At 67.9% G+C, this 18,986-nt stretch carries 17 protein-coding genes; 6 read left to right on the top strand and 11 right to left on the bottom strand.

The window, feature by feature from the left end; translation table 11 throughout:
• From QH195_RS04285 to panB, 5 genes are all read right to left on the bottom strand, one after another.
• Positions 1-193: hypothetical protein (locus QH195_RS04285; protein ID WP_280434388.1), on the bottom strand; the 193-nt coding region annotated here is incomplete at its 3' end.
• Positions 194-208: 15 nt separating this feature from the next.
• Positions 209-1,090 carry a CHAD domain-containing protein gene (locus QH195_RS04280; protein ID WP_280434387.1) on the bottom strand — a complete coding sequence of 294 codons (882 nt, stop codon included), beginning with the start codon at positions 1,088-1,090 and terminating at the stop codon, positions 209-211.
• Positions 1,087-2,052, bottom strand: a complete 966-nt coding sequence (gene pip / locus QH195_RS04275; protein WP_280434390.1) for a prolyl aminopeptidase — start codon at positions 2,050-2,052, stop codon at positions 1,087-1,089. Before pip ends, QH195_RS04280 begins: the two co-directional genes overlap by 4 nt.
• A gap of 5 nt (positions 2,053-2,057) precedes the next feature.
• Complete coding sequence (locus tag QH195_RS04270; protein ID WP_280422328.1) at positions 2,058-2,525, bottom strand: hypothetical protein; 468 nt, start codon at positions 2,523-2,525, stop codon at positions 2,058-2,060.
• A gap of 91 nt (positions 2,526-2,616) precedes the next feature.
• The gene (panB, locus tag QH195_RS04265; RefSeq protein ID WP_280434386.1) at positions 2,617-3,507 is read right to left on the bottom strand and encodes a 3-methyl-2-oxobutanoate hydroxymethyltransferase; all 891 of its coding nucleotides are present in this window, start codon (positions 3,505-3,507) and stop codon (positions 2,617-2,619) included.
• Positions 3,508-3,655: 148 nt separating this feature from the next.
• On the opposite strand from panB, the gene QH195_RS04260 reads away from it, so the two are divergent.
• From QH195_RS04260 to QH195_RS04250, 3 genes are all read left to right on the top strand, one after another.
• The gene (locus tag QH195_RS04260) at positions 3,656-5,200 is read left to right on the top strand and encodes an alpha/beta hydrolase (protein ID WP_280434385.1); all 1,545 of its coding nucleotides are present in this window, start codon (positions 3,656-3,658) and stop codon (positions 5,198-5,200) included.
• An 87-nt stretch (positions 5,201-5,287) separates the two neighbouring features.
• On the top strand, positions 5,288-6,625 hold the full coding sequence (locus QH195_RS04255; RefSeq protein ID WP_280422331.1) for a glutamine synthetase family protein: 1,338 nt from the start codon (positions 5,288-5,290) through the stop codon (positions 6,623-6,625).
• Between the two features lie 61 nt (positions 6,626-6,686).
• Positions 6,687-9,698: a bifunctional [glutamine synthetase] adenylyltransferase/[glutamine synthetase]-adenylyl-L-tyrosine phosphorylase gene (locus QH195_RS04250; RefSeq protein ID WP_280434384.1), complete on the top strand. Its 3,012-nt coding sequence runs from the start codon at positions 6,687-6,689 to the stop codon at positions 9,696-9,698.
• Between the two features lie 87 nt (positions 9,699-9,785).
• Here QH195_RS04250 and QH195_RS04245 read toward each other — a convergent pair whose 3' ends face one another.
• From QH195_RS04245 to QH195_RS04235, 3 genes are all read right to left on the bottom strand, one after another.
• Complete coding sequence (locus QH195_RS04245) at positions 9,786-10,079, bottom strand: hypothetical protein (RefSeq protein ID WP_280434383.1); 294 nt, start codon at positions 10,077-10,079, stop codon at positions 9,786-9,788.
• Between the two features lie 109 nt (positions 10,080-10,188).
• A complete protein-coding gene (locus QH195_RS04240; RefSeq protein WP_280422334.1) occupies positions 10,189-11,073 on the bottom strand; it encodes an alpha/beta hydrolase in 885 nt (294 codons plus the stop codon).
• A 93-nt stretch (positions 11,074-11,166) separates the two neighbouring features.
• Positions 11,167-12,585, bottom strand: coding sequence for a M20/M25/M40 family metallo-hydrolase (locus tag QH195_RS04235; protein WP_280434382.1), 1,419 nt, complete (start codon positions 12,583-12,585; stop codon positions 11,167-11,169).
• A 273-nt stretch (positions 12,586-12,858) separates the two neighbouring features.
• Here QH195_RS04235 and QH195_RS04230 point away from each other — a divergent pair, with 273 nt between their 5' ends.
• Positions 12,859-13,593, top strand: a complete 735-nt coding sequence (locus QH195_RS04230; RefSeq protein WP_280422336.1) for a DUF4191 domain-containing protein — start codon at positions 12,859-12,861, stop codon at positions 13,591-13,593.
• Position 13,594: 1 nt separating this feature from the next.
• Here the strand turns inward: QH195_RS04230 and QH195_RS04225 are convergent, their stop codons facing one another.
• Together QH195_RS04225 and QH195_RS04220 are read right to left on the bottom strand one after the other, a co-directional pair.
• A complete protein-coding gene (locus tag QH195_RS04225) occupies positions 13,595-13,963 on the bottom strand; it encodes a YrdB family protein (RefSeq protein ID WP_280434381.1) in 369 nt (122 codons plus the stop codon).
• 33 nt (positions 13,964-13,996) lie between these two features.
• Positions 13,997-14,527: an RDD family protein gene (locus QH195_RS04220; protein ID WP_280422338.1), complete on the bottom strand. Its 531-nt coding sequence runs from the start codon at positions 14,525-14,527 to the stop codon at positions 13,997-13,999.
• A 259-nt stretch (positions 14,528-14,786) separates the two neighbouring features.
• On the opposite strand from QH195_RS04220, the gene glnA reads away from it, so the two are divergent.
• Both glnA and QH195_RS04210 read left to right on the top strand, forming a co-directional pair.
• Positions 14,787-16,223, top strand: a complete 1,437-nt coding sequence (glnA, locus tag QH195_RS04215; RefSeq protein WP_280422339.1) for a type I glutamate--ammonia ligase — start codon at positions 14,787-14,789, stop codon at positions 16,221-16,223.
• 244 nt (positions 16,224-16,467) lie between these two features.
• A complete protein-coding gene (locus tag QH195_RS04210) occupies positions 16,468-18,486 on the top strand; it encodes an NACHT domain-containing protein (protein ID WP_280434380.1) in 2,019 nt (672 codons plus the stop codon).
• Here the strand turns inward: QH195_RS04210 and QH195_RS04205 are convergent.
• On the bottom strand, positions 18,422-18,847 hold the full coding sequence (locus tag QH195_RS04205) for a TetR/AcrR family transcriptional regulator (RefSeq protein ID WP_280434379.1): 426 nt from the start codon (positions 18,845-18,847) through the stop codon (positions 18,422-18,424). The genes QH195_RS04210 and QH195_RS04205 overlap by 65 nt on opposite strands.
• Positions 18,848-18,986 lie beyond the last annotated feature (139 nt).

Below are 18,986 nucleotides of genomic sequence, written 5' to 3'. Positions count from 1 at the left end.
ACAACGCGGAGACGACCGCGCGGGCGCAGGCCCTCACCGAGCAGATCGGCCGGGCACCGCGCCTGGCGCTGATCTTCGCCAACGACGATCCGGCCAGCGCCTGGTACGTCAACTCGCTGAAGAAATCGGCCGCCAACTTTTTGGGGGGCCGGGCCGGTACCGGCACCTCGTTACGGCCCCGCGCCGTTTGCACCGGCGTGGTAACGGCTCAGGATTTGTCGATGGCCGCCGCGGCCGCCGGATACCGGGCCAGGCAACGGCCGGCGGCGGTGTCCTCGGCATCGGCGAGGGTCTCGTACAGGTGGGTGTCCTCACCGGCGGCGTGCGCGGCGGCGGCGTGTTCGCGTAGGGCGTCGTACGATTCGACCGCGTCGCGGTGATCGCCGAGCACGGTTTGCAGGTGTTTGGCCCGCCCGCCCAGGTCTGCGGCGAAATCGCCGAGTACCGCTTCCGCGGCCTCGCAGGAGTACCGTAACCGCTTGGCGCTCTTGCGGATATCGTGCAGCAGTTCGACCCGGTCGGTGGGTGCCGCAGTCGGTTCGGCGCGGACCAGGCGGCGTACCCGTTTACGGTCGGCCCGCAGGACGGCGTCGAAAACCTCGGCCGCGGGCGTCCGGCTGACCGAGGTACGCAGCGGTGGGTGCTTGCGCCACTTCTTCAGCTCGCCGCGGACGGCCCGGTAGCGGGCGCTGTCCAAGGCGGTGCGGACCGTATCGTGCGCTTCGAGGTAACGGTCGCGCTCTGCCCGGACCAGCCGCTTGTATGTGGGCTTGCGCGCGGCGCAATCCTTTTCGGCATACCTGTCGAGGAGATCGGCAAAACGGGCGCCGCGGACCTCCGCATCCCGTGCGACCCCCAGAATGCCGGCGAGCCAGGCCAATTCGGTGCGCACCCGGTTGGCCGCATCCGGGTCGAGCAGCCGTTTGTAGGAGCGCAGCACGCTGCGCAGCCGCCGGGTGGCGACCCGCATCTGGTGTACCGAATCCTCGGCGTCGGCCCGGACCTCCGGTTCGGCAGCGAGCAACCGTTCGATATCGGCGCGTAACGCGGCGGTGAGCGCGGCCCCGGCGATGCCGGGTTCCGGGCTCATCCGGGTACCGCCGCGAAGGTATCGGTGGCCTCGACGAGGTGATGCACGATCCCGGGTTCGGTGGCCGAATGCCCGGCATCGTCGACAATCCGCAGCCGTGAGTGCGGCCAGGCCCGATGCAGGTCCCACGCGCTGACAGCCGGGCAGACGATATCGTGGCGGCCCTGCACGATGATTCCGGGAATATCGGTTATCGCGCCGATATCGCGGAGTAGCTGCCCCTCGTCGAGGAATCCGCCGTGCCGGAAGTAGTGGTTCTCGATCCGGGCGAAGGCGAGCGCGAAACGGGGATCGGCGGCATCGGCCGTGCGTTCCGGGTCCGGGCGCAGCGAACTGGTCGCGGCCTCCCACGTGGACCAGGCGACGGCGGCCGCGGTGGCGACTTCCGGGTCGCCGGAATGCAGCAGCCGGTGGTAGGCCTCCACCAGGTCGCCGTCGCGTTCGGCCACCGGAACCGGGGCGAGGAACTTCTCCCATTCGTCCGGGTACACATATCCCGCACTGCCGTTGTAGTACCAGTCGATTTCCTTGCGGCGCAGCAGGAATATCCCGCGCAGCACCAGCTCGGTCACCCGGTTCGGATTCTGCTGGGCGTAGGCCAGCGACAGCGTCGAACCCCAGGAACCGCCGAAGACCAGCCACCGCTCGATACCGAGCTCGGCGCGTACCGCCTCGATATCGGAGATGAGGTGCGCCGTGGTGTTCACCGACAGATCGCCGCCGTCGGCGATATGGGGGGTGGAGTTACCGCACCCACGCTGATCCAGCAGCACGATCCGGTAGCGCTCGGGATCGAAGTAGCGGCGGTTGAGGGCGGAAGTGCCGCCGCCCGGGCCGCCGTGCAGGAACACCGCGGGTTTACCGGCCGGGTTACCGCTGGTCTCCCAGTAGATCACCTGACCGTCGCCGACCTCTAGCATGCCTCGGTCGTAGGGCTCGATCGCGGGGTACAGCGTGCGCATACTCGTCACAGCGTGAGTACGCCGGCGGCCAGTTCGGGCAGTTCCAGCGCCTCGAGCGCCTGGGTCCGGACATCCGGGCAGGTGGCGGAGGTGGCCCGGTCGACGACCGCGGTATCACCCAGTAGCTGGGTGTTTCCGACACCGTTGGTGAGTGCCCATTCGTGCGCCATGAGGTTCAGGCCGATCCGGCCGATCGTCGGACCCTGGACCCGCCAATTCGACAGCTCCGGTTCCAGCATGTCGCACAAGTTCTGCGCGGCTTTGTCCGAAACCTCCAGGGGTGTGGCGGGCGCGGCGCTGGTGCGGGTCGGCGCGGCGGTCGCGGTCGTGGTGGCGGAAGTGTCGGAAGGGCTCGCGGTCGGTGAACCGGTCTGCGCACCACCGCATGCGGTGAGCAGCGCCACCCCGCACACTCCCGCCACCATCAGGGCGCCCCGTGCCGTACGAACGGTTGTCCAAGCGCGTTGCCGCATCAGTACCTCTGTACTCGAGTCGAAAAACTTCTCGACACCGAGTTTGCCATCTCCGGCGGAGGTGGGAAGCCGCTCCGGCCCGGACGTGGGCTCAGAAGCTGTGCTCGGGACCCGGGAAAGTGCCGCTGCGCACCTCATCGGCGTACGCGGCGGCGGCCGTGCGCAGTTCGTCACCCACAGCGGCGAACCGTTTGACGAACTTCGCGGTCTTTCCGCTGGTGAACCCGGCCATGTCCTGCCACACCAGTACCTGGGCGTCGCAGTCGGAGCCGGCGCCGATACCGATGGTCGGGATGGTCAGCTTCCGGGTGACCTGGCCGGCGACGTCGGCGGGCACCATTTCCATCACCACCGAGAACGCGCCGGCGGCCTGTACCGCGATCGCGTCGGTCAGCAGGCCTTCGGCTCCCGCGCCGCGGCCCTGGACCCGGAACCCGCCGAGGGTGTTGACGCTCTGCGGAGTGAACCCGATATGCGCCATCACCGGGATACCGGCGGCGGTGAGCAGGGCGATCTGCTCGGCGACGCGTTCGCCGCCCTCCAGTTTCACCGCGTGCGCGCCGCCCTCCTTCATGAAGCGGGTGGCGGTGGCGAGGGCCTGCTCGGGGGAGCTCTCGTAGCTGCCGAACGGGAGGTCGGCGACCACCAGGGCGTGCGGGGCGCCGCGCACCACGCCGCGGACCAGCGGGATCAGTTCGTCGGTGGTGATCGGCACGGTGGTGTCGTATCCGTACACCACATTGGCGGCCGAATCGCCGATCAGCAGAACTGGGATACCGGCCTCTTCGAAGAGCCGGGCGGTGGAGTAGTCGTAGGCGGTGAGCATGGCCCAGCGTTCGCCCGTCGCCTTCATCTGCTGTAGATGCTGGACGCGGGTCGGCCGGCGGGCCGGTTTCGCGGAATCCGCGGTGGCGGGAGCATTCGTGGCGCCGTAGGCCGGAGTTTCCGCGGCGGAATCGGACATGGCTGATGATTCGGACATCATCGTCCCTTTCGTCTCCTCGAGGCCCTGACCGGGTCCCCGGGTGGGTTTGACGTCTTCCAGTGTGCACCCGCGGCGGAGCCGGAACGAACCCCGCGACCTGGTGCGGTTGGTCACATCCACAGGTGTCGGCGCTGGTGGCGCTAGCATGGCGCCGGTGCGGAGTGGGCGGTGTGGAGTGCCGGCGGGTGTGCTGGCGGCGGTGGCGATCCTCGTCGCGGGATGTGCGGACGAGCAAGAGGTGGCGACGGCGCCACCCGCGCCCGTGCCCGCGGAGCTGAGCCGTTTCTACGCCCAGGTTCCGCAATGGGAATCCTGCGCCGGGTACGTCGCGCCGGGGGAGAGCCTGCCGCCGGCCGCGCAGTGCGCGCGAATCGAGGTGCCGATCGACTACGCCGACCCCGCCGGCCCGACCGCGCAACTGGCGCTGTCGCGGCTGCGGGCGACCGGATCGCGGATCGGCTCACTGCTCCTCAACCCCGGCGGACCGGGGATGTCGGGACTGTCCACCGCCACCATCGGCGGCGGCACCCCGGTGGCCGAACGCTTCGACCGGGTCGGTTTCGATCCGCGCGGGGTCGGCGCGTCCACTCCCGCGGTGTCCTGTCTGACTCCGCAGGAGGCCGATGCCGAACGCGCCGAAACACCGGAGCCGAACACGCCCGAGGGGATCGCGGCCGACGAGGCGGAGAACCGCGACTACGCGGATCGCTGTATGGCGCGCACCGGTGCCGACCTGCTGGCCCATATCGGGACCCGTGAGGTCGTGCAGGATATGGACATCATCCGCGCGGTCCTGGGCGATCCGAAACTCAACTATCTGGGTTACTCCTACGGCACCCGGCTCGGTACGGCGTATGCGGAGAGGTTCCCGGGCAATGTGCGGGCGATGGTGCTCGACGGCGCCATCGACCCCACGCAGGACCCGGTCGCGGAATCGCTGCGCCAGGCGGCCGGCTTCCAGCGAGCCTTCGACACCTATGCCGCGGACTGTGTGAAATCGGCGGACTGCCCGCTGGGCACCGACCCCGCCAGGGTGATCCCGCGTTTCCGGGAGCTGGTGGACCCGCTGTGGGAGACCCCCGCGGCCACCACAGACCCGCGCGGTCTGAGCTACGACGATGCGATCACCGGTGTGCAGCAGACCCTTTACAGCGCCGATTTCTGGCCGGTGCTCACCGTCGCGCTCACCGAACTGAGCAAAGGCCGTGGCGATACCCTGCTGCAGCTCGCCGATATGTACAACGGCCGCCGCGACGACGGCAGCTACAGCAACCTGACCGATGCCTTCAACGCGATCCGCTGCGTGGACGATCCGCGGGTCACCGATCGGGCCGTGGCCGGGCGCCAGGACACCGAATATCGCGCGGCGGCCCCCTTCCTGGACGACGGCCGCGGTACCGGCGCGGCGCCGTTGGAACTGTGCGCGGGCTGGCCGGTCCCGAACACCAGCCGGCCGCACGAGATTTCCGTGGCGGGTCTGCCCCAGACGGTGGTGGTCTCGACCACCGGCGATCCGGCGACCCCGTACCAGGCCGGTGTGGATCTGGCCGGACAACTCGGGGCGGCGTTGATCACCCATGAGGGCGATAGCCACACTGTGGTGTTCAACGGCGGCGCGACCTGCGTCGACGATGCTGTGGTCAGCTATCTCGTAGACCTGAAATCCCCGCCCGAGGGGTTGCGCTGCTGAGTGATTTTCGGCTCGACCGACGAGCCGACACACAGCGCAGCACGCCATGTAACACGGATTTAACGCCGGGTGCTTACGCTCGCGGGCATGGATCGCCAGAAGGAATTCGTGCTGCGGACGCTCGAAGAGCGGGACATCCGCTTCGTACGTCTCTGGTTCACCGATGTGCTGGGCTATCTGAAGTCCGTCGCCATCGCGCCCGCCGAGCTCGAAGGTGCCTTCGAAGAGGGCATCGGATTCGACGGCTCGGCCATCGAGGGGTTCGCCCGGATCTCCGAGGCCGATATGGTGGCCCGGCCCGATCCGTCCACCTTCCAGGTGCTGCCGTGGGCCTCCAGCAAGGGACATCAGCATTCCGCCCGGATGTTCTGCGATATCACCATGCCCGACGGTTCGCCCTCGTGGGCAGATCCGCGCCACGTCCTGCGGCGTCAGCTGAACAAGGCCGGCGATGTGGGCTTCAGCTGCTACGTGCACCCCGAGATCGAATTCTTCCTGCTGAAGAACCAGGCCGACGGCCTTCCGCCCGTCCCGGCCGATACCGGCGGGTTCTTCGACCAGGCCGTGCACGATTCCGCCCCGAACTTCCGGCGCCACGCCATCGACGCCCTCGAATCGATGGGGATCTCGGTGGAGTTCAGCCACCACGAGGGCGCACCCGGCCAGCAGGAGATCGATCTGCGCTACGCCGACGCCCTGTCGATGGCCGACAATGTGATGACCTTCCGCTACCTGATCAAGGAAGTCGCCATCGACGAGGGCGTGCGCGCGACGTTCATGCCCAAACCGTTCTCCCAGCACCCCGGGTCGGCCATGCATACGCATATGAGCCTGTTCGAAGGCGAGGCGAACGCCTTCGCCGACCCGGACGATCCGGACAATCTCTCGGGGACCGCGCGGGCGTTCATCGCGGGCATTCTCGAGCACGCGCACGAGATCAGCGCCGTCACCAACCAGTGGGTGAACTCCTACAAACGGCTCATCCACGGCGGCGAGGCGCCGACGGCGGCCTCCTGGGGCCGGTCCAACCGGTCGGCGCTGGTCCGGGTGCCCATGTACACCCCGAACAAGGCCTCGTCGCGGCGGGTCGAGATCCGCAGCCCCGATTCGGCCTGCAACCCCTACCTGACCTTCGCTGTGCTGCTGGCCGCCGGCCTGCGGGGGATCGAGAAGGGTTACGAACTGCCGGCCGAAGCCGAGGACGATGTCTGGTCGCTCACCGCGGCGGAACGGCGCGCCATGGGGTTCAAGGAACTGCCCGGCACGCTGGACGAGGCGCTGCGGGCGATGGAACGGTCGGAACTGGTCGCCGAAACGCTCGGCGAGCATGTCTTCGATTTCTTCCTGCGCAACAAGCGCCGGGAGTGGGCGGATTACCGGACCCAGGTGACACCGTTCGAACTGCAGGAGTACCTCGGCCTGTAACGACGCGGCGGCGAGCGGGGGTCCGGCACACTTCCCGGTACGAACTGGGTAACTTTGGCTCATGGTCCGCCCCCCGTCCGCCCGGTCCGCCGTCCCCCGTGCCGGCCGGCTCGGATTGCTCGAGCCGACGGCCGCCGAATCGCTGACAACCCTCGGCTGGGACAATGTCGAGAGCATCGCGGTGCTGTGGGCCCTGTCGCGCGCGCCGGACGCCGATCTGGCACTCAGCACCCTGATCCGGATCCGGGAATCGCTCGGAAGCGAGTGGGATGCCCTGGATTCCGCGATTCGCGCCGACCCCACGCTGCGCGGCCGGCTGTTCGCGCTCATCGGTTCCTCCACCGCGTTCGGTGATCACCTGGTGGCCGATCCGCGCTCCTGGACGATGTTGCGCCGCGACGAACTGCCCGACCGGGACGAACTGATCGCCGATCTGCTCGCGGTGGTCGGTGCCGAGCCGGAAACCGGGCCCAACGCCGCGCCGATGTTGTTCCGCGCCACCGAATCCGGGCCCGAAGTGGTGGCCGCGCTACGCAAACGCTACCGCGATCAGCTCATGCTGCTCGCCGCCGTCGATCTGGCCGCGACCGTGGAGGACGAACCGGTCGTTCCGTACGAGGTGGTGGGCCGGCAGCTCACCGCCCTCGCCGACGCCGCGCTCACCACCGCGCTCGCGGTGGCGGTGGCGCGGGTGTGCCGCGACGAACCGTGTCCGGTGCGGCTGGCGGTTATCGCCATGGGTAAAAGCGGGGCCTGCGAACTCAACTACGTCAGCGATGTCGATATCGTGTTCGTCGCCGAACCCGCCGACGCCACCGCCACCCGCCTGGCCGCGGAGATGATGACCGTCGGCAGTTCCGCGTTCTTCGAGGTGGACGCGGCGCTGCGACCCGAGGGCAAGGCAGGCGCCCTGGTGCGCACGCTCGAATCGCATCTGGCCTACTACCAGCGGTGGGCGCGGACCTGGGAGTTCCAGGCACTGCTCAAGGCGCGGCCGATGACCGGTGATCTGGAACTGGGCGAGCAGTACCGCGCGGCCACCGACGCCATGGTGTGGACCGCTTCCGAACGCCCGGATTTCGTGCCCGACGTACAGGCCATGCGACGCCGCGTGGAGGATCTGGTGCCCGCGGACCTGCGGGAGCGGGAACTGAAACTGGGCAGCGGCAGCCTGCGCGATGTGGAGTTCGCGGTGCAGCTCCTGCAGCTCGTGCACGGCCGGGTCGACCCGAAACTCCGTGTACAGGGCACCGTGGAAGCCCTCGCGGCGTTGGCCGCGCGCGGCTATGTGGGTCGCGAGGACGCCGCCAACCTCACCGCCTCCTACGAATTCCTGCGGCTGCTGGAACACCGGCTGCAACTGCAGCGGCTCAAACGCACGCATACCCTGCCGGCCGCCGACGACGAGGAAGGTATGCGGTGGCTGGCCCGGGCCGCACATATCCGGCCCGACGGTAAACGCGATGCCGCCGGGGTCTTGCAGGTGGAGCTGCGCCGCAACACCAGCCGGATCCGGCGGCTGCACACCAAACTCTTCTATCGTCCGCTGCTGGAATCGGTGGCCAGTATCGAAACCGCCGCACTGCGGCTCAGCCCCGACGCCGCCGTGCGGCAGCTCGCCGCACTGGGTTATGCCGACCCGGAACATGCCCTGGGTCATCTGCGGGCCCTGACCAGCGGTATCTCCCGGAAGGGCCGGATCCAGGCCCTGCTGCTGCCGACCCTGCTGGCCTGGCTCGGCGACACCCCCGACCCCGACGCCGGCCTGCTCGCCTACCGGCGGGTGTCCGAAGGCCTGAACGACCAGGACTGGTACCTGCGCGTGCTGCGCGACGAAGGTGCGGTGGGGCAGCGGCTGATGATGGTGCTGGGTTCCTCGGCCTACCTGCCCGACCTGCTCATCAATGCCCCCGAAACCATCCGCATGTTCGCCGACGGCCCCGAGGGCCCGCTGCTGCTGCGCACCCAGCCCGCGGATGTGGCGGGCGGTATCCTCACCGCCGCGGACCGCTACGACGACCCCAAACGTGCCGTGGCGACCGCACGTTCGCTGCGCCGGCACGAACTGGCCCGGGTGGCCTCGGCGGATCTGCTCGGGCTGCTCGATGTGCCGCAGGTCTGCACCGCGCTGTCCTCGGTATGGGTGGCGGTGCTCGAGGCCTCGCTGCGGGCGGTGATCCGGGCCGGTGTCGCGGAACGGGGCGGGCCCGCACCCGCGGATTTCGCGGTGATCGGGATGGGCCGGCTCGGCGGGATGGAACTCGGTTACGGATCGGACGCCGATGTGCTGTTCGTCTGCGAGCCCCGGCCGGGCGAGGACGAGCACGTCGCGGTGAAATGGGCCAACGGTATCGCCGAACAGGTACAGAAACTGCTCGGCGCACCCAGTACCGACCCGCCGCTACAGGTCGATGCCGGTTTGCGCCCCGAGGGGCGCAGCGGGCCGTTGGTGCGCACCCTCACCGCCTACGAGGCGTACTACCGGCAGTGGGCGCAGCCCTGGGAAGTGCAGGCCCTGCTGCGGGCCCATCAGGTAGCCGGGGACCAGGACCTGGGCCTGCGGTTCCTGCATACGATCGATCCGGTGCGCTACCCGGCCGGCGGTGTCTCGGCCGAGGCGGTGCGGGAGATCCGGCGGATCAAGGCCCGGGTGGATTCCGAACGGCTGCCCCGCGGCGCCGACCCCGCCACCCACACCAAACTGGGCCGCGGCGGCCTCGCCGATATCGAATGGACGGTGCAACTGCTGCAGTTGCGGCATGCGCACGAGGTCCCGGAACTGCACAACACCTCCACGCTGGAAGCGCTGGACGTCATCGCCCGCCACGAACTACTCGGTGCCGAGGACACCCACCTGCTCCGGCAGTCCTGGCTGACCGCCACCGCGGCCCGCAACGCCCTCGTGCTGGTGCGCGGTAAGCCCAGCGACCAACTTCCCGCACCGGGTCGCATGCTGTCCGCGGTGGCGCGGGTAGCGGGGTGGCCCAGTGACGACGGCGGGGAATTCCTGGACAACTACCTGCGGGTCACTCGGCGGGCGCGCCGGGTGGTGGAACGGGTGTTCGGCGTCTGAAACGCGCGTTCCGCGGCGCTCTGCGCCCCCCGGGTCGGGCGCCGGTGCGTTTTCGTTCCGGTCGTACCGATTCGGGACTCGGCGGCGTTACGGGTGCCGAATGGTGGTGTGGCCAAGCGTGCGGAAACAGGAGACGACGGCCTCGAGTGCCCGCCGGTCCTCGAGGTCGGGCGGGCGGCTGCCGGCCTCGGCGGTGATCGTCACCTGGGTGCCCGCGGCTATACCGAGGTCGGCCCAGCACCACGGGAGAACGGGCAGGTTGACCGCGTGCCCACCCGCGGCGACGGTGATGCGAGAGGTGTAGCCGACGGCGCTCGCCGCCAGCTCTTCGGCGGATTCCGCGGTCAGCGCGCCGGGTGAACGGATTTCTTCGACGTACACAGTCCTCCTTCACCACGGATACGCACAGTTTATTGATCGGGCCCCTTCAATGGCGCGGTGCCCTCGCCGCCGACCGTCTACCCCGGGCGCGTGTTCTGATCGTCCGATATCAAAGTCCTTCGGCGCCCGTTTCACTGGGCTCCGGCAGCCGGGCGGTCAACCAGGTGACGACATCGGCGAGGACCTGATCGCGTTCGGGTTCGTTGAAGATCTCGTGGAACAGACCGTCGTAGCGGCGGACCGTGAGATCGGTGGTGCCCGCATGCTGTTCGATCCGATCGGTACTCGCGGGGGCGGCGATGGCGTCGGCGGTTCCGTGCATCGCCAGGGTCGGTACCCGCAACTGCGGCAGGCGGTCGAGTACCTGACCGGCGGCAGTAAGGATTTCGGTGGCGGTGCGCGCCGGGAGCTTTCCGCGGAATACCAGCGGATCGTTGTCGTAGGCGGTGACCACATCGGGGTCGCGGCTGATCTGCGACGAATCCAGTTTCAGCACACCCAGGTTCGGCGCGATACGGGTGAGAACCGGCGCCAGTAGACGCTGCACCGGGTTACCGGCGTCGATGAGCAGCGGGGGTGCCGAGACCACCACACCGGCGACGTCCAGCGGCGCCCGGGTAGCCAGGTACAGGGTGATCAGCGCACCCATCGAATGCCCGATCACGAAGAGGGGTACGCCGGGATTCTCGGCGCGTACCAGCTCGAGCAGCGCGGCCACCTTGTCCGCTGCGTCGTCGATCGAACCGAGGTTGGCCGGCGCGCCGACCCGCGCGGATTCACCGTGGCCCACATGGTCGAGGGCGTGGACCGCGAACCCGGCCGCGGCCAGCGTCCGCCCGGCATAGTCGTATCGGCCCGAATGTTCGGCCACCCCGTGCACGAGCACGATCGCGCCGCGTACGGGTGTCCCGGGCACCCAGGAACGGCGGACGAGCCGTCGACCGGCGTGCTCGAACTCTCCGCGTTCGGTATGGATGTCCTGGTTGCTGGTCACCGGTTCTCCTTCGGAGCTGGTACATGTGAGTCGCGCCGGCCGAAGCGCCGGCGAAGGTATCGCATCCGCTCGGTTCCCGAAGCGCTCGGCCGGTCAGTGTGCCCGGTCCGGTTCGGCGAGCGCGCTGAGCAGGCGTCGGTTGAATTCGATCAGCCGAGCGTAATTCACCCGCGACAGCCGCTCGTCGTTTCCGTGGATCCGCTCCAGATCCGCGGCGGTGAGCCGGATCGGCGCGAAATTACAGCGGGTCGCGGCCAGATCGTCGTAGTGGCGGGAATCGGTGGCGCCCGGCACCAGTCCGGTGGTCACGGCCGCCTCCGGTGCCACCTGCCGGGTGAGTTCGGCGACCAGATCGAACTGCGGTCCCGGCGCGGGGGCGGGGGAGGGTTCGGCCGACATCCCCACCAGTTCGATCGACACCCGGGCATCGCGCACCGTCCGGCGGCAGTGCGCCAGTACGGACTCCACCGTATCGCCGGGCAGGATCCGGAAATTGATCAGCGCCTCCGCCTGCTGCGGCAGCACATTCGCCTTCACCCCGCCGCGGATCACCGTCGGAGCGGTAGTGGTGCGCACCAGCGATTCGGTCTGCGGGGTCGCGGCCAGGATCCGGGCGACCACCGGCGCGGCGGCTCCCGCGAACCCCAGCAGGCGGCGTTTGGCCGTGGGCAGATGCGGTCGCAGGCGGGTGAGCATATCGGTGACCACGGGCATTATCCGCAGGGGCATCGGATGGTCCTGTACCCGGCTCACCGCCCGGGCCAGCCGGCCGATCGCCGTCTGCCGTCCCGGCATGGACGAATGCCCGCCCTGATCGGTGACCGACAGCCGGACCGTGGCGTAGCCCTTCTCGCCGACCATGATCGTGGCCACCGGAACCTCGACGTCCCGGACGATCCCGTCGGTGATCACCCCGCCCTCGTCCAGCAGCAGGTCCGCCCGCACCCCGCGCTCACGCAACCGGTCCGCCATCTGCACGGCCCCGGTATCGCCGAAGACCTCCTCGTCGTGCCCGAAGGCCAAATAGACGGTGTGGCGTGGCCGCAGCCCGGCGGCCAAGGCGGATTCGGCGGCTTCCAGAATCGCCAGTACGCGGCTCTTGTCGTCGATCGCGCCGCGCCCCCAAATGAACTCGTCGTCGACCACCCCCGCGAACGGTGGGTGGGTCCAGCGGCCGGGTTCGTCGGCGGGCACCACATCCTGGTGCGCCAGCAGAATGGCCGCGGTCCGGGTGTCGTCGGTCCCGCGCCAGGTGTAGAGACGGCTGTGCCCGAATTTCTCGAGTTCCAGTTCCGCGTGCACTCGCGGGAACGACTCTTCCAGGTGGGCGCCGAGCCGGCGGAACTCGGCATCGAGCGCAGTCCGCGCCCCGGCCGAATCCGGCTCCACACCGGACGCGGCTACCTCCTCGCGGGACACGGTGACACAGCGCAGCGCCATCGCGAGCCGTTCCGCGGTGGCGTCGTCGACCGGGTCGCCGGAAGACGGACGGGCCTCGAGGTTGGTGGACATCCCTGTATTGTCCTCGCCCGGCAACGCGGCGTCCCGGCACTGTCCGGATGTCGTGAATTCGGGCCGCTGTTCCGGATCCGGGTCTCACTCCGCACCGGGGCGACTGCCCGCTCATCCCCGCGTCACCAGGTGCCGTCTGCGACCCGCCGCCTTCATGGGGGCGCACGCCGCCGCCCGCGGTCCGGTGGCGTGCGGTTCGGGCGGCTCGACCGGCCAGGATGGCTTGCCCGTCCCGTGACCGGCGGTTCGGGTGCGGGCATTATTGTGGGGGTCATGGCAGCAGGCAAGCCCGACAAAGAGGCGAAGGCCGCGGCGAAAGCGGCGCGCAAACAGCAGTCGAAGGAACGTCGTCAGCAGATCTGGCAGGCGTTCCAGATGCAGCGCAAAGAGGACAAGCTGCTGCTGCCGCTGATGATCGGCGCCGTGGTGATCACCACGCTGGTGCTGTTCGGGATCGGTTTCCTGTTCGGTGTGCAGTGGTTCCTGCTGCCCCTGGGCCTGCTGCTGGGTGTGCTGTTCGCCTTCATCATCTTCGGCCGGCGCGTGCAGAAGACCGTCTACGGCAAGGCCGAGGGCCAGGCCGGCGCCGCTGCCTGGGTGCTGGACAACTTGCAGGGCAAATGGCGGGTCAGCAACGGTGTCGCTGCCACCACCCAACTCGACGCCGTGCACCGGGTGATCGGGCTGCCCGGCGTGATCTTCGTGGCCGAGGGCTCGCCGCAGCGACTGCGGTCGTTGCTCGCGCAGGAGAAGAAGCGCACCGCCCGGCTCGTCGGCGACACCCCCATCTACGACGTGCTGGTCGGTAACGAGGAAGGCCAGGTTCCGCTCAAGGAACTGCAGCGCTACCTCACCAAACTGCCCCGCAATATCGACACCAAGCGGATGGACCAGATCGAAGGCCGGCTCAGCGCCCTGAGCGCCCGCGGCGGACCGGCGATGCCGAAGGGCCCGATGCCGACGAACGCCAAGATGCGCGGTATGCAGCGCACCATCCGCCGCCGCTGAGCTAGTGCCGTAGCAGCCAGAGCACACGGTCGTAGGCGACGACGTGGTAGACCGCCAGGACGGCCGCCGAGACAATCGCGAGTTGTGGGAGACCGCCGGTCCACAACGCTGCCGCGCCACCCCAGAACACCGCGAACTCGACGACCAGCCGCACCGGCCCGGGAACGGCGACCGGTGCCATACCCGATCGGCTCGGATCCTCCGGAACGGCGAACACACCCCACACGGCCGCGGCGACCACCGGTAACACCACCACGAGCAGCCAGCGGAACGGGCTGTCGGTCGCCCGCCAACCCAGGAGCGCGAACGATGCGAAGGCGGACAGCTCCAGCAGGAACCGTAGGCCGAGCAGGGCGGGATTCAACGACACCGGGCGATCCTATGACCGCCCCCGCAGGCCCGGTCAGCGCGTGCGTACCACCGCGGTCCCGGTTGCCCGGTCGTGCATACCGCGTCCGTCACCGTCGGTGAACAGCGCCGGCACCACGAAGGTCAGCAGGACCTGCCGGCCCAGCGCGCGCAGGAACCCGACCCGCACCGGCGCGTCGACCCTGATCACGCGCAACCGGAGGAAGTACTGCCCGGGTGTGAAACCGAAGAGCGCGACCGCGACCAGGCCGATCACCATCCAGACCATCCACGTCGGGGTGCTCAACGCCCCGGCCACGGCCTCGAACGCCGTCGGTTCGGCGACACCGGCCGGCAGCTCGGCCTCGGCGATGATCCGATCCGGGTCGGGTCGCACGATCAGCGCGGCGATCCCCATCGCGATCACCCAGTCCACGAGCATCGCCACGATCCGGCGGGCCATCCCGACCAGCGATCCCGCACCGGTGCGGGGCAGCCCGATATGTTCGCCCGCGTATTCGCTCGGTTCCGGATCGCCCGGTTTCTCGGAGGGTCCGGTGAGCCAGGATCCGGTGACACGTGCCATGAATCCCAGGATAGGCGTCGTCGTTTCCGGCATATCGGGCGGTTACCGTGCGCAACAGCCTGCCCGCCGGTGCGGTCGCGACTGTCCGGGCGGCACGGCGCGCGGTAATGTCCGTGGCGTGGCCGACGACACGTGCTGTGCGCTACGTGTAACACTGGCGAAACAAACCCTTGACGGCCGGGAAACACCCTGTCCATACCGTCGGATCGCGACGCCCCGCACTCGATACTGGCTGGGATCTATCCGTAAGGAGAGCTAAGTGACGTTCAGCACGGCCGACGAGGTCATCAAGTACATGGCGGATCAGGATGTCGAGTACGTCGACATCCGGTTCAGCGATCTGCCCGGTGTACAGCAGCACTTCTCCATCCCGGCGAAGGCGTTCACCGCCGACCTCGCCGAGGAAGGCCTCGCGTTCGACGGCTCCTCGGTGCGGGGATTCCAGTCCATCGACGAGTCCGACATGCTGCTGCTGCCCGATTTCAGCACCGCGCAGCTCGACCCGTTCCGGGCGGCGAAGACGCTCAATATGAACTTCTTCGTGCACGACCCGTTCACCCGTGAGTCCTACTCGCGCGACCCGCGCAATATCGCGCGTAAGGCCGAGGAGTACCTGCGCTCCACCGGTATCGCCGATACCGCGTTCTTCGGTGCCGAGGCCGAGTTCTACATCTTCGACTCGGTGCGCTACGACTCCGGCATGAACGGCGCCTTCTACGAGGTCGAGTCCATCTCCGGCTCGTGGAACACCGGTGCGAAGGTCAACCCGGACGGCAGCCCGAACCGCGGCTACAAGGTCCGTAACAAGGGCGGTTACTTCCCCGTCGCGCCCTACGACCACTACGTCGACCTGCGCGACAAGATCGCCACCAACCTGCAGAACGCCGGTTTCGAGCTGGAGCGCGGCCACCACGAGGTCGGCACCGCCGGTCAGGCCGAAATCAACTACAAGTTCAACACCCTGCTGGCCGCGGCCGACGATCTGCAGCTGTTCAAGTACATCGTCAAGAACACCGCGTGGGCCGAGGGCAAGACCGTCACCTTCATGCCGAAACCGCTCTTCGGTGACAACGGCTCGGGTATGCACGCCCACCAGTCGCTGTGGAAGGACGGCAAGCCGCTGTTCCACGACGAGGCCGGCTACGGCGGTCTTTCGGACCTGGCCCGCCACTACATCGGCGGCATCCTGCACCACGCCCCGTCGCTGCTGGCGTTCACCAACCCCACGGTGAACTCCTACCACCGCCTGGTGCCGGGCTACGAGGCCCCGATCAACCTGGTGTACTCGCAGCGCAACCGTTCCGCCGCGGTCCGCATCCCGGTCACCGGCAACAACCCGAAGGCCAAGCGCATCGAGTTCCGCGCGCCGGACTCCTCGGGCAACCCGTACCTGGCCTTCGCCGCCATGCTGATGGCCGGCCTGGACGGCATCAAGAAGAAGATCGAGCCGCTGGCCCCGGTCGACAAGGACCTCTACGAGCTCCCGCCGGAGGAGGCCAAGAACATCCCGCAGGCCCCCACCAGCCTGGCGTCGGTGATCGACCGCCTCGAGGCCGATCACGAGTACCTCACCGAAGGCAATGTCTTCACCGAGGACCTGATCGAAACCTGGATCAACATCAAGCGCGACAACGAAATCGCCCCGGTGAACCTGCGGCCGCACCCCTACGAATTCGAACTCTACTTCGACGTGTAAGCCGCTGTAGCGGTCCGACCTGCGGCGGAGCATCTCTGATGCACCTTCCGTCCCGAAACGCGTCCGCAGTAGTTCCAGACGAGTCCATCCGCTCCGCGATCACTTCACGATTGCGATTCGGGTGGACTCGTCTGCGTTCCGGACCACAGCATGTACTAGCTTTGGCGTTGAATTGTCTGAGCGAGAGGGTGATTCGGGTTCGACCCAAGTGCGCGGCAGTCGCGACGGTGGATGGAGGGGCCACATGGTGTCAGGTTCGGAGTTGGCTGTCGCCGGTCGTGCGGTGGTGCCCGCGGCGCGGGGAGCCGGATGGCTGTTGCGGAAATTGCGCCCGGATGTATCGGCTACGTCGTTGGCGTTGGTCGCGGACGACCTTGCGGGTCTTGTGGCGAAGACCGAGAAGCGCCGGCTCGGGGAGTTGGGGATTGCGCGTGGTAAAGGGATAGGCCTGCGATGGAACGCGCTGGTCGACACCGGGACTGTCGGCAGCGGTGAATTCGGATCATTGGCGGAGGTCCGTGAGTATTTCGACGGGTTGCCGGACCGTCGCTTGGTGATCGTGGGCGGGCCGGGCTCGGGAAAAACTGTCGCTGCCTTGAATCTCATGCTCGACCTGCTGGATCGGCGGGCGGGCGCGAAGCGTGATCGCCTGCCGGTTCCTGTGCGTCTCAATGTCTCCAGCTGGGACCCCGATTCGAATAGTTTCGAAGAGTGGCTCGCTCGGCGGATCGCACAGGACTACTCGCTCAGCCTGCGGGTGGCGCGGGAGCTTGTCAGGACAGATCGGATACTTCCGGTCCTGGACGGGCTCGATGAGATGGACAGCGATCCGCGAGAACCGGTACGCGCCCGCGCGGCGTTGGATCAGCTCAACGAAGTGCATTGGCTCGGAAGGCCGATAATCGTCACCGCCCGTATGGACGCCTATCGCAAGCTGTCGGAACTCCACGGCGAGTCCGGATTGCACGAGGCGTCGGTGATCGCGCTGCAAGCACTGACGGCGCAGCAGGTCGCTGATTACCTGAAGGACCGGCGCGACGTCAACGGCGGACAGAAGTGGACGTTGGTGAAGGACAAGCTCGAGGCCGATCCCGGTGGGATCTTCGCGCAGACGCTGCGCACACCGTGGATGCTGGGCCTGACTTTGCAGTTCCTGAAGCACAAGCGAGCAGATGACGCCGCCGTGCTGACGGAGGCAACCACCCGGGCGACGATCGAGGATGTGTTGTTCGCTGCGTTGATTCCGGCTGCGGTCGCGGCACAGCCCCGGGATGCCCACAGCCGGCAGAAGTACACCTGCGGCGAGGTGTCGGCATGGATGCGTGCACTTGCCCGCCACTCCACGCTCGGCCCGAATACGGTTGGTAGGGGCGACTTCGCGTTGGATCAGATATGGAGTCTGGCCGGAGACCTGCGGTGTCGGCTGCTCCATGCTTTCGTTGTTGCGGTAGCCGGGTTCGGGGCGGCCTTCACGTTCTTCGTTGCACCCGCCGTCTGGGCACTTTGGGCAGGGATTGACGTAAGGACGTCCATACAGGACGGGGTAGTGATCGGCACCTTGTCCGCGTTGGTGTGCGGCGTCCGTGGCTATTGGCCGTCTCGACCCATACCGCGAAAGGCATTGTGGCGGACGTACAAACCCGGCGACGTGAAGCGCTGGGCGAAAGCCTCGGTCGTAGGTGTCGGCGCGGGGTTCGTCCTTGCGATCTGCGGCTTCCTGGCGAACAGGCATTCGGGCGCGGCAATCCCGCTGCCACCGCGAGAGGCCGCGGAATCCGCAGGTTTGGTCGGTACCCTCACCGCGCTGGTGCTGACTTTCGGCATCAGCCTCACGGGCCACCGGCAACCCCGGCTCGACGAGAAACGGATCATTCGTGATGATGCGCGTGCCGCCGTCCACGTCGGTGCGGTCATATGGCTCATGTTGGTTTCGATTGTCATGGTCCTGGCATTCGTCAGAGAGTCGAGCGAAGGCAAACTGTCGCTGCCGCTGCTCGTGCTCAGCCCCTTGCTCGTAATACTGGTGGCTGTGGCCGGGACTCCGATGGGTATCGCACTCGGCGCGTTGATCTTCTTAGCACGCGCCAAAGCAAGTATCCGATACGGATGTGCGAGAGCACTGTTTACGGTCGGAGCTGGTTTTGCCTCGTCGCCCGGTCCTTTCCTGGACTGGGCGCGTGGAGCGGGACTGCTGCGAGTTACCGGTGCCGCCTATCAGTTTCGGCATCAGAGTTACCAGGTATGGCTGGCTTCACAGCCGTAGCCGCGGCCGGTGCGACACTGCTGCGGTATCCGCGCAAGGCGGTCGCCGACGCCTTGGGCCCGATCAGTGGTTCGTACACGTCCGGATACCGGACTCCCAGGCCGATCATCACGCGGACGGGCGCCCACCGCCCCTGGTCGGGGGAGCGGGCGATCTCCTGTCGCAGATGCTCGCCGCAACTCACCACGAGCGAGTCGTCCTGGTCCCGGTAACGGGCGTAGGACGTGGAACGCCCGACGTCCGCTCGCGCGATCACATCGCTCACCGTGATGCGGTCATAGGCCCGTTCCATCATCAGTTCGATGAGGGCCCGGTGCATGGCGTTACGGGTTCGCCGGACCCGGCGGTCGGAGGTGCTCATTGTCTCCTTCGTCGAACAATTCAGCCCGATCTGTCCGGAAACGGACGGATCCGACCTATCTGATTCTGGTCCGTAGCGGTCTGCGTGGCGACGATCGACCCATGACACCGGATCAACACACCCGTAACCCCATGTTCGC

Source organism: Nocardia carnea (genome assembly GCF_029868855.1).
Lineage (GTDB): Bacteria > Actinomycetota > Actinomycetes > Mycobacteriales > Mycobacteriaceae > Nocardia > Nocardia carnea_A.
This window is presented reverse-complemented; position numbering and strand designations above follow the sequence as displayed.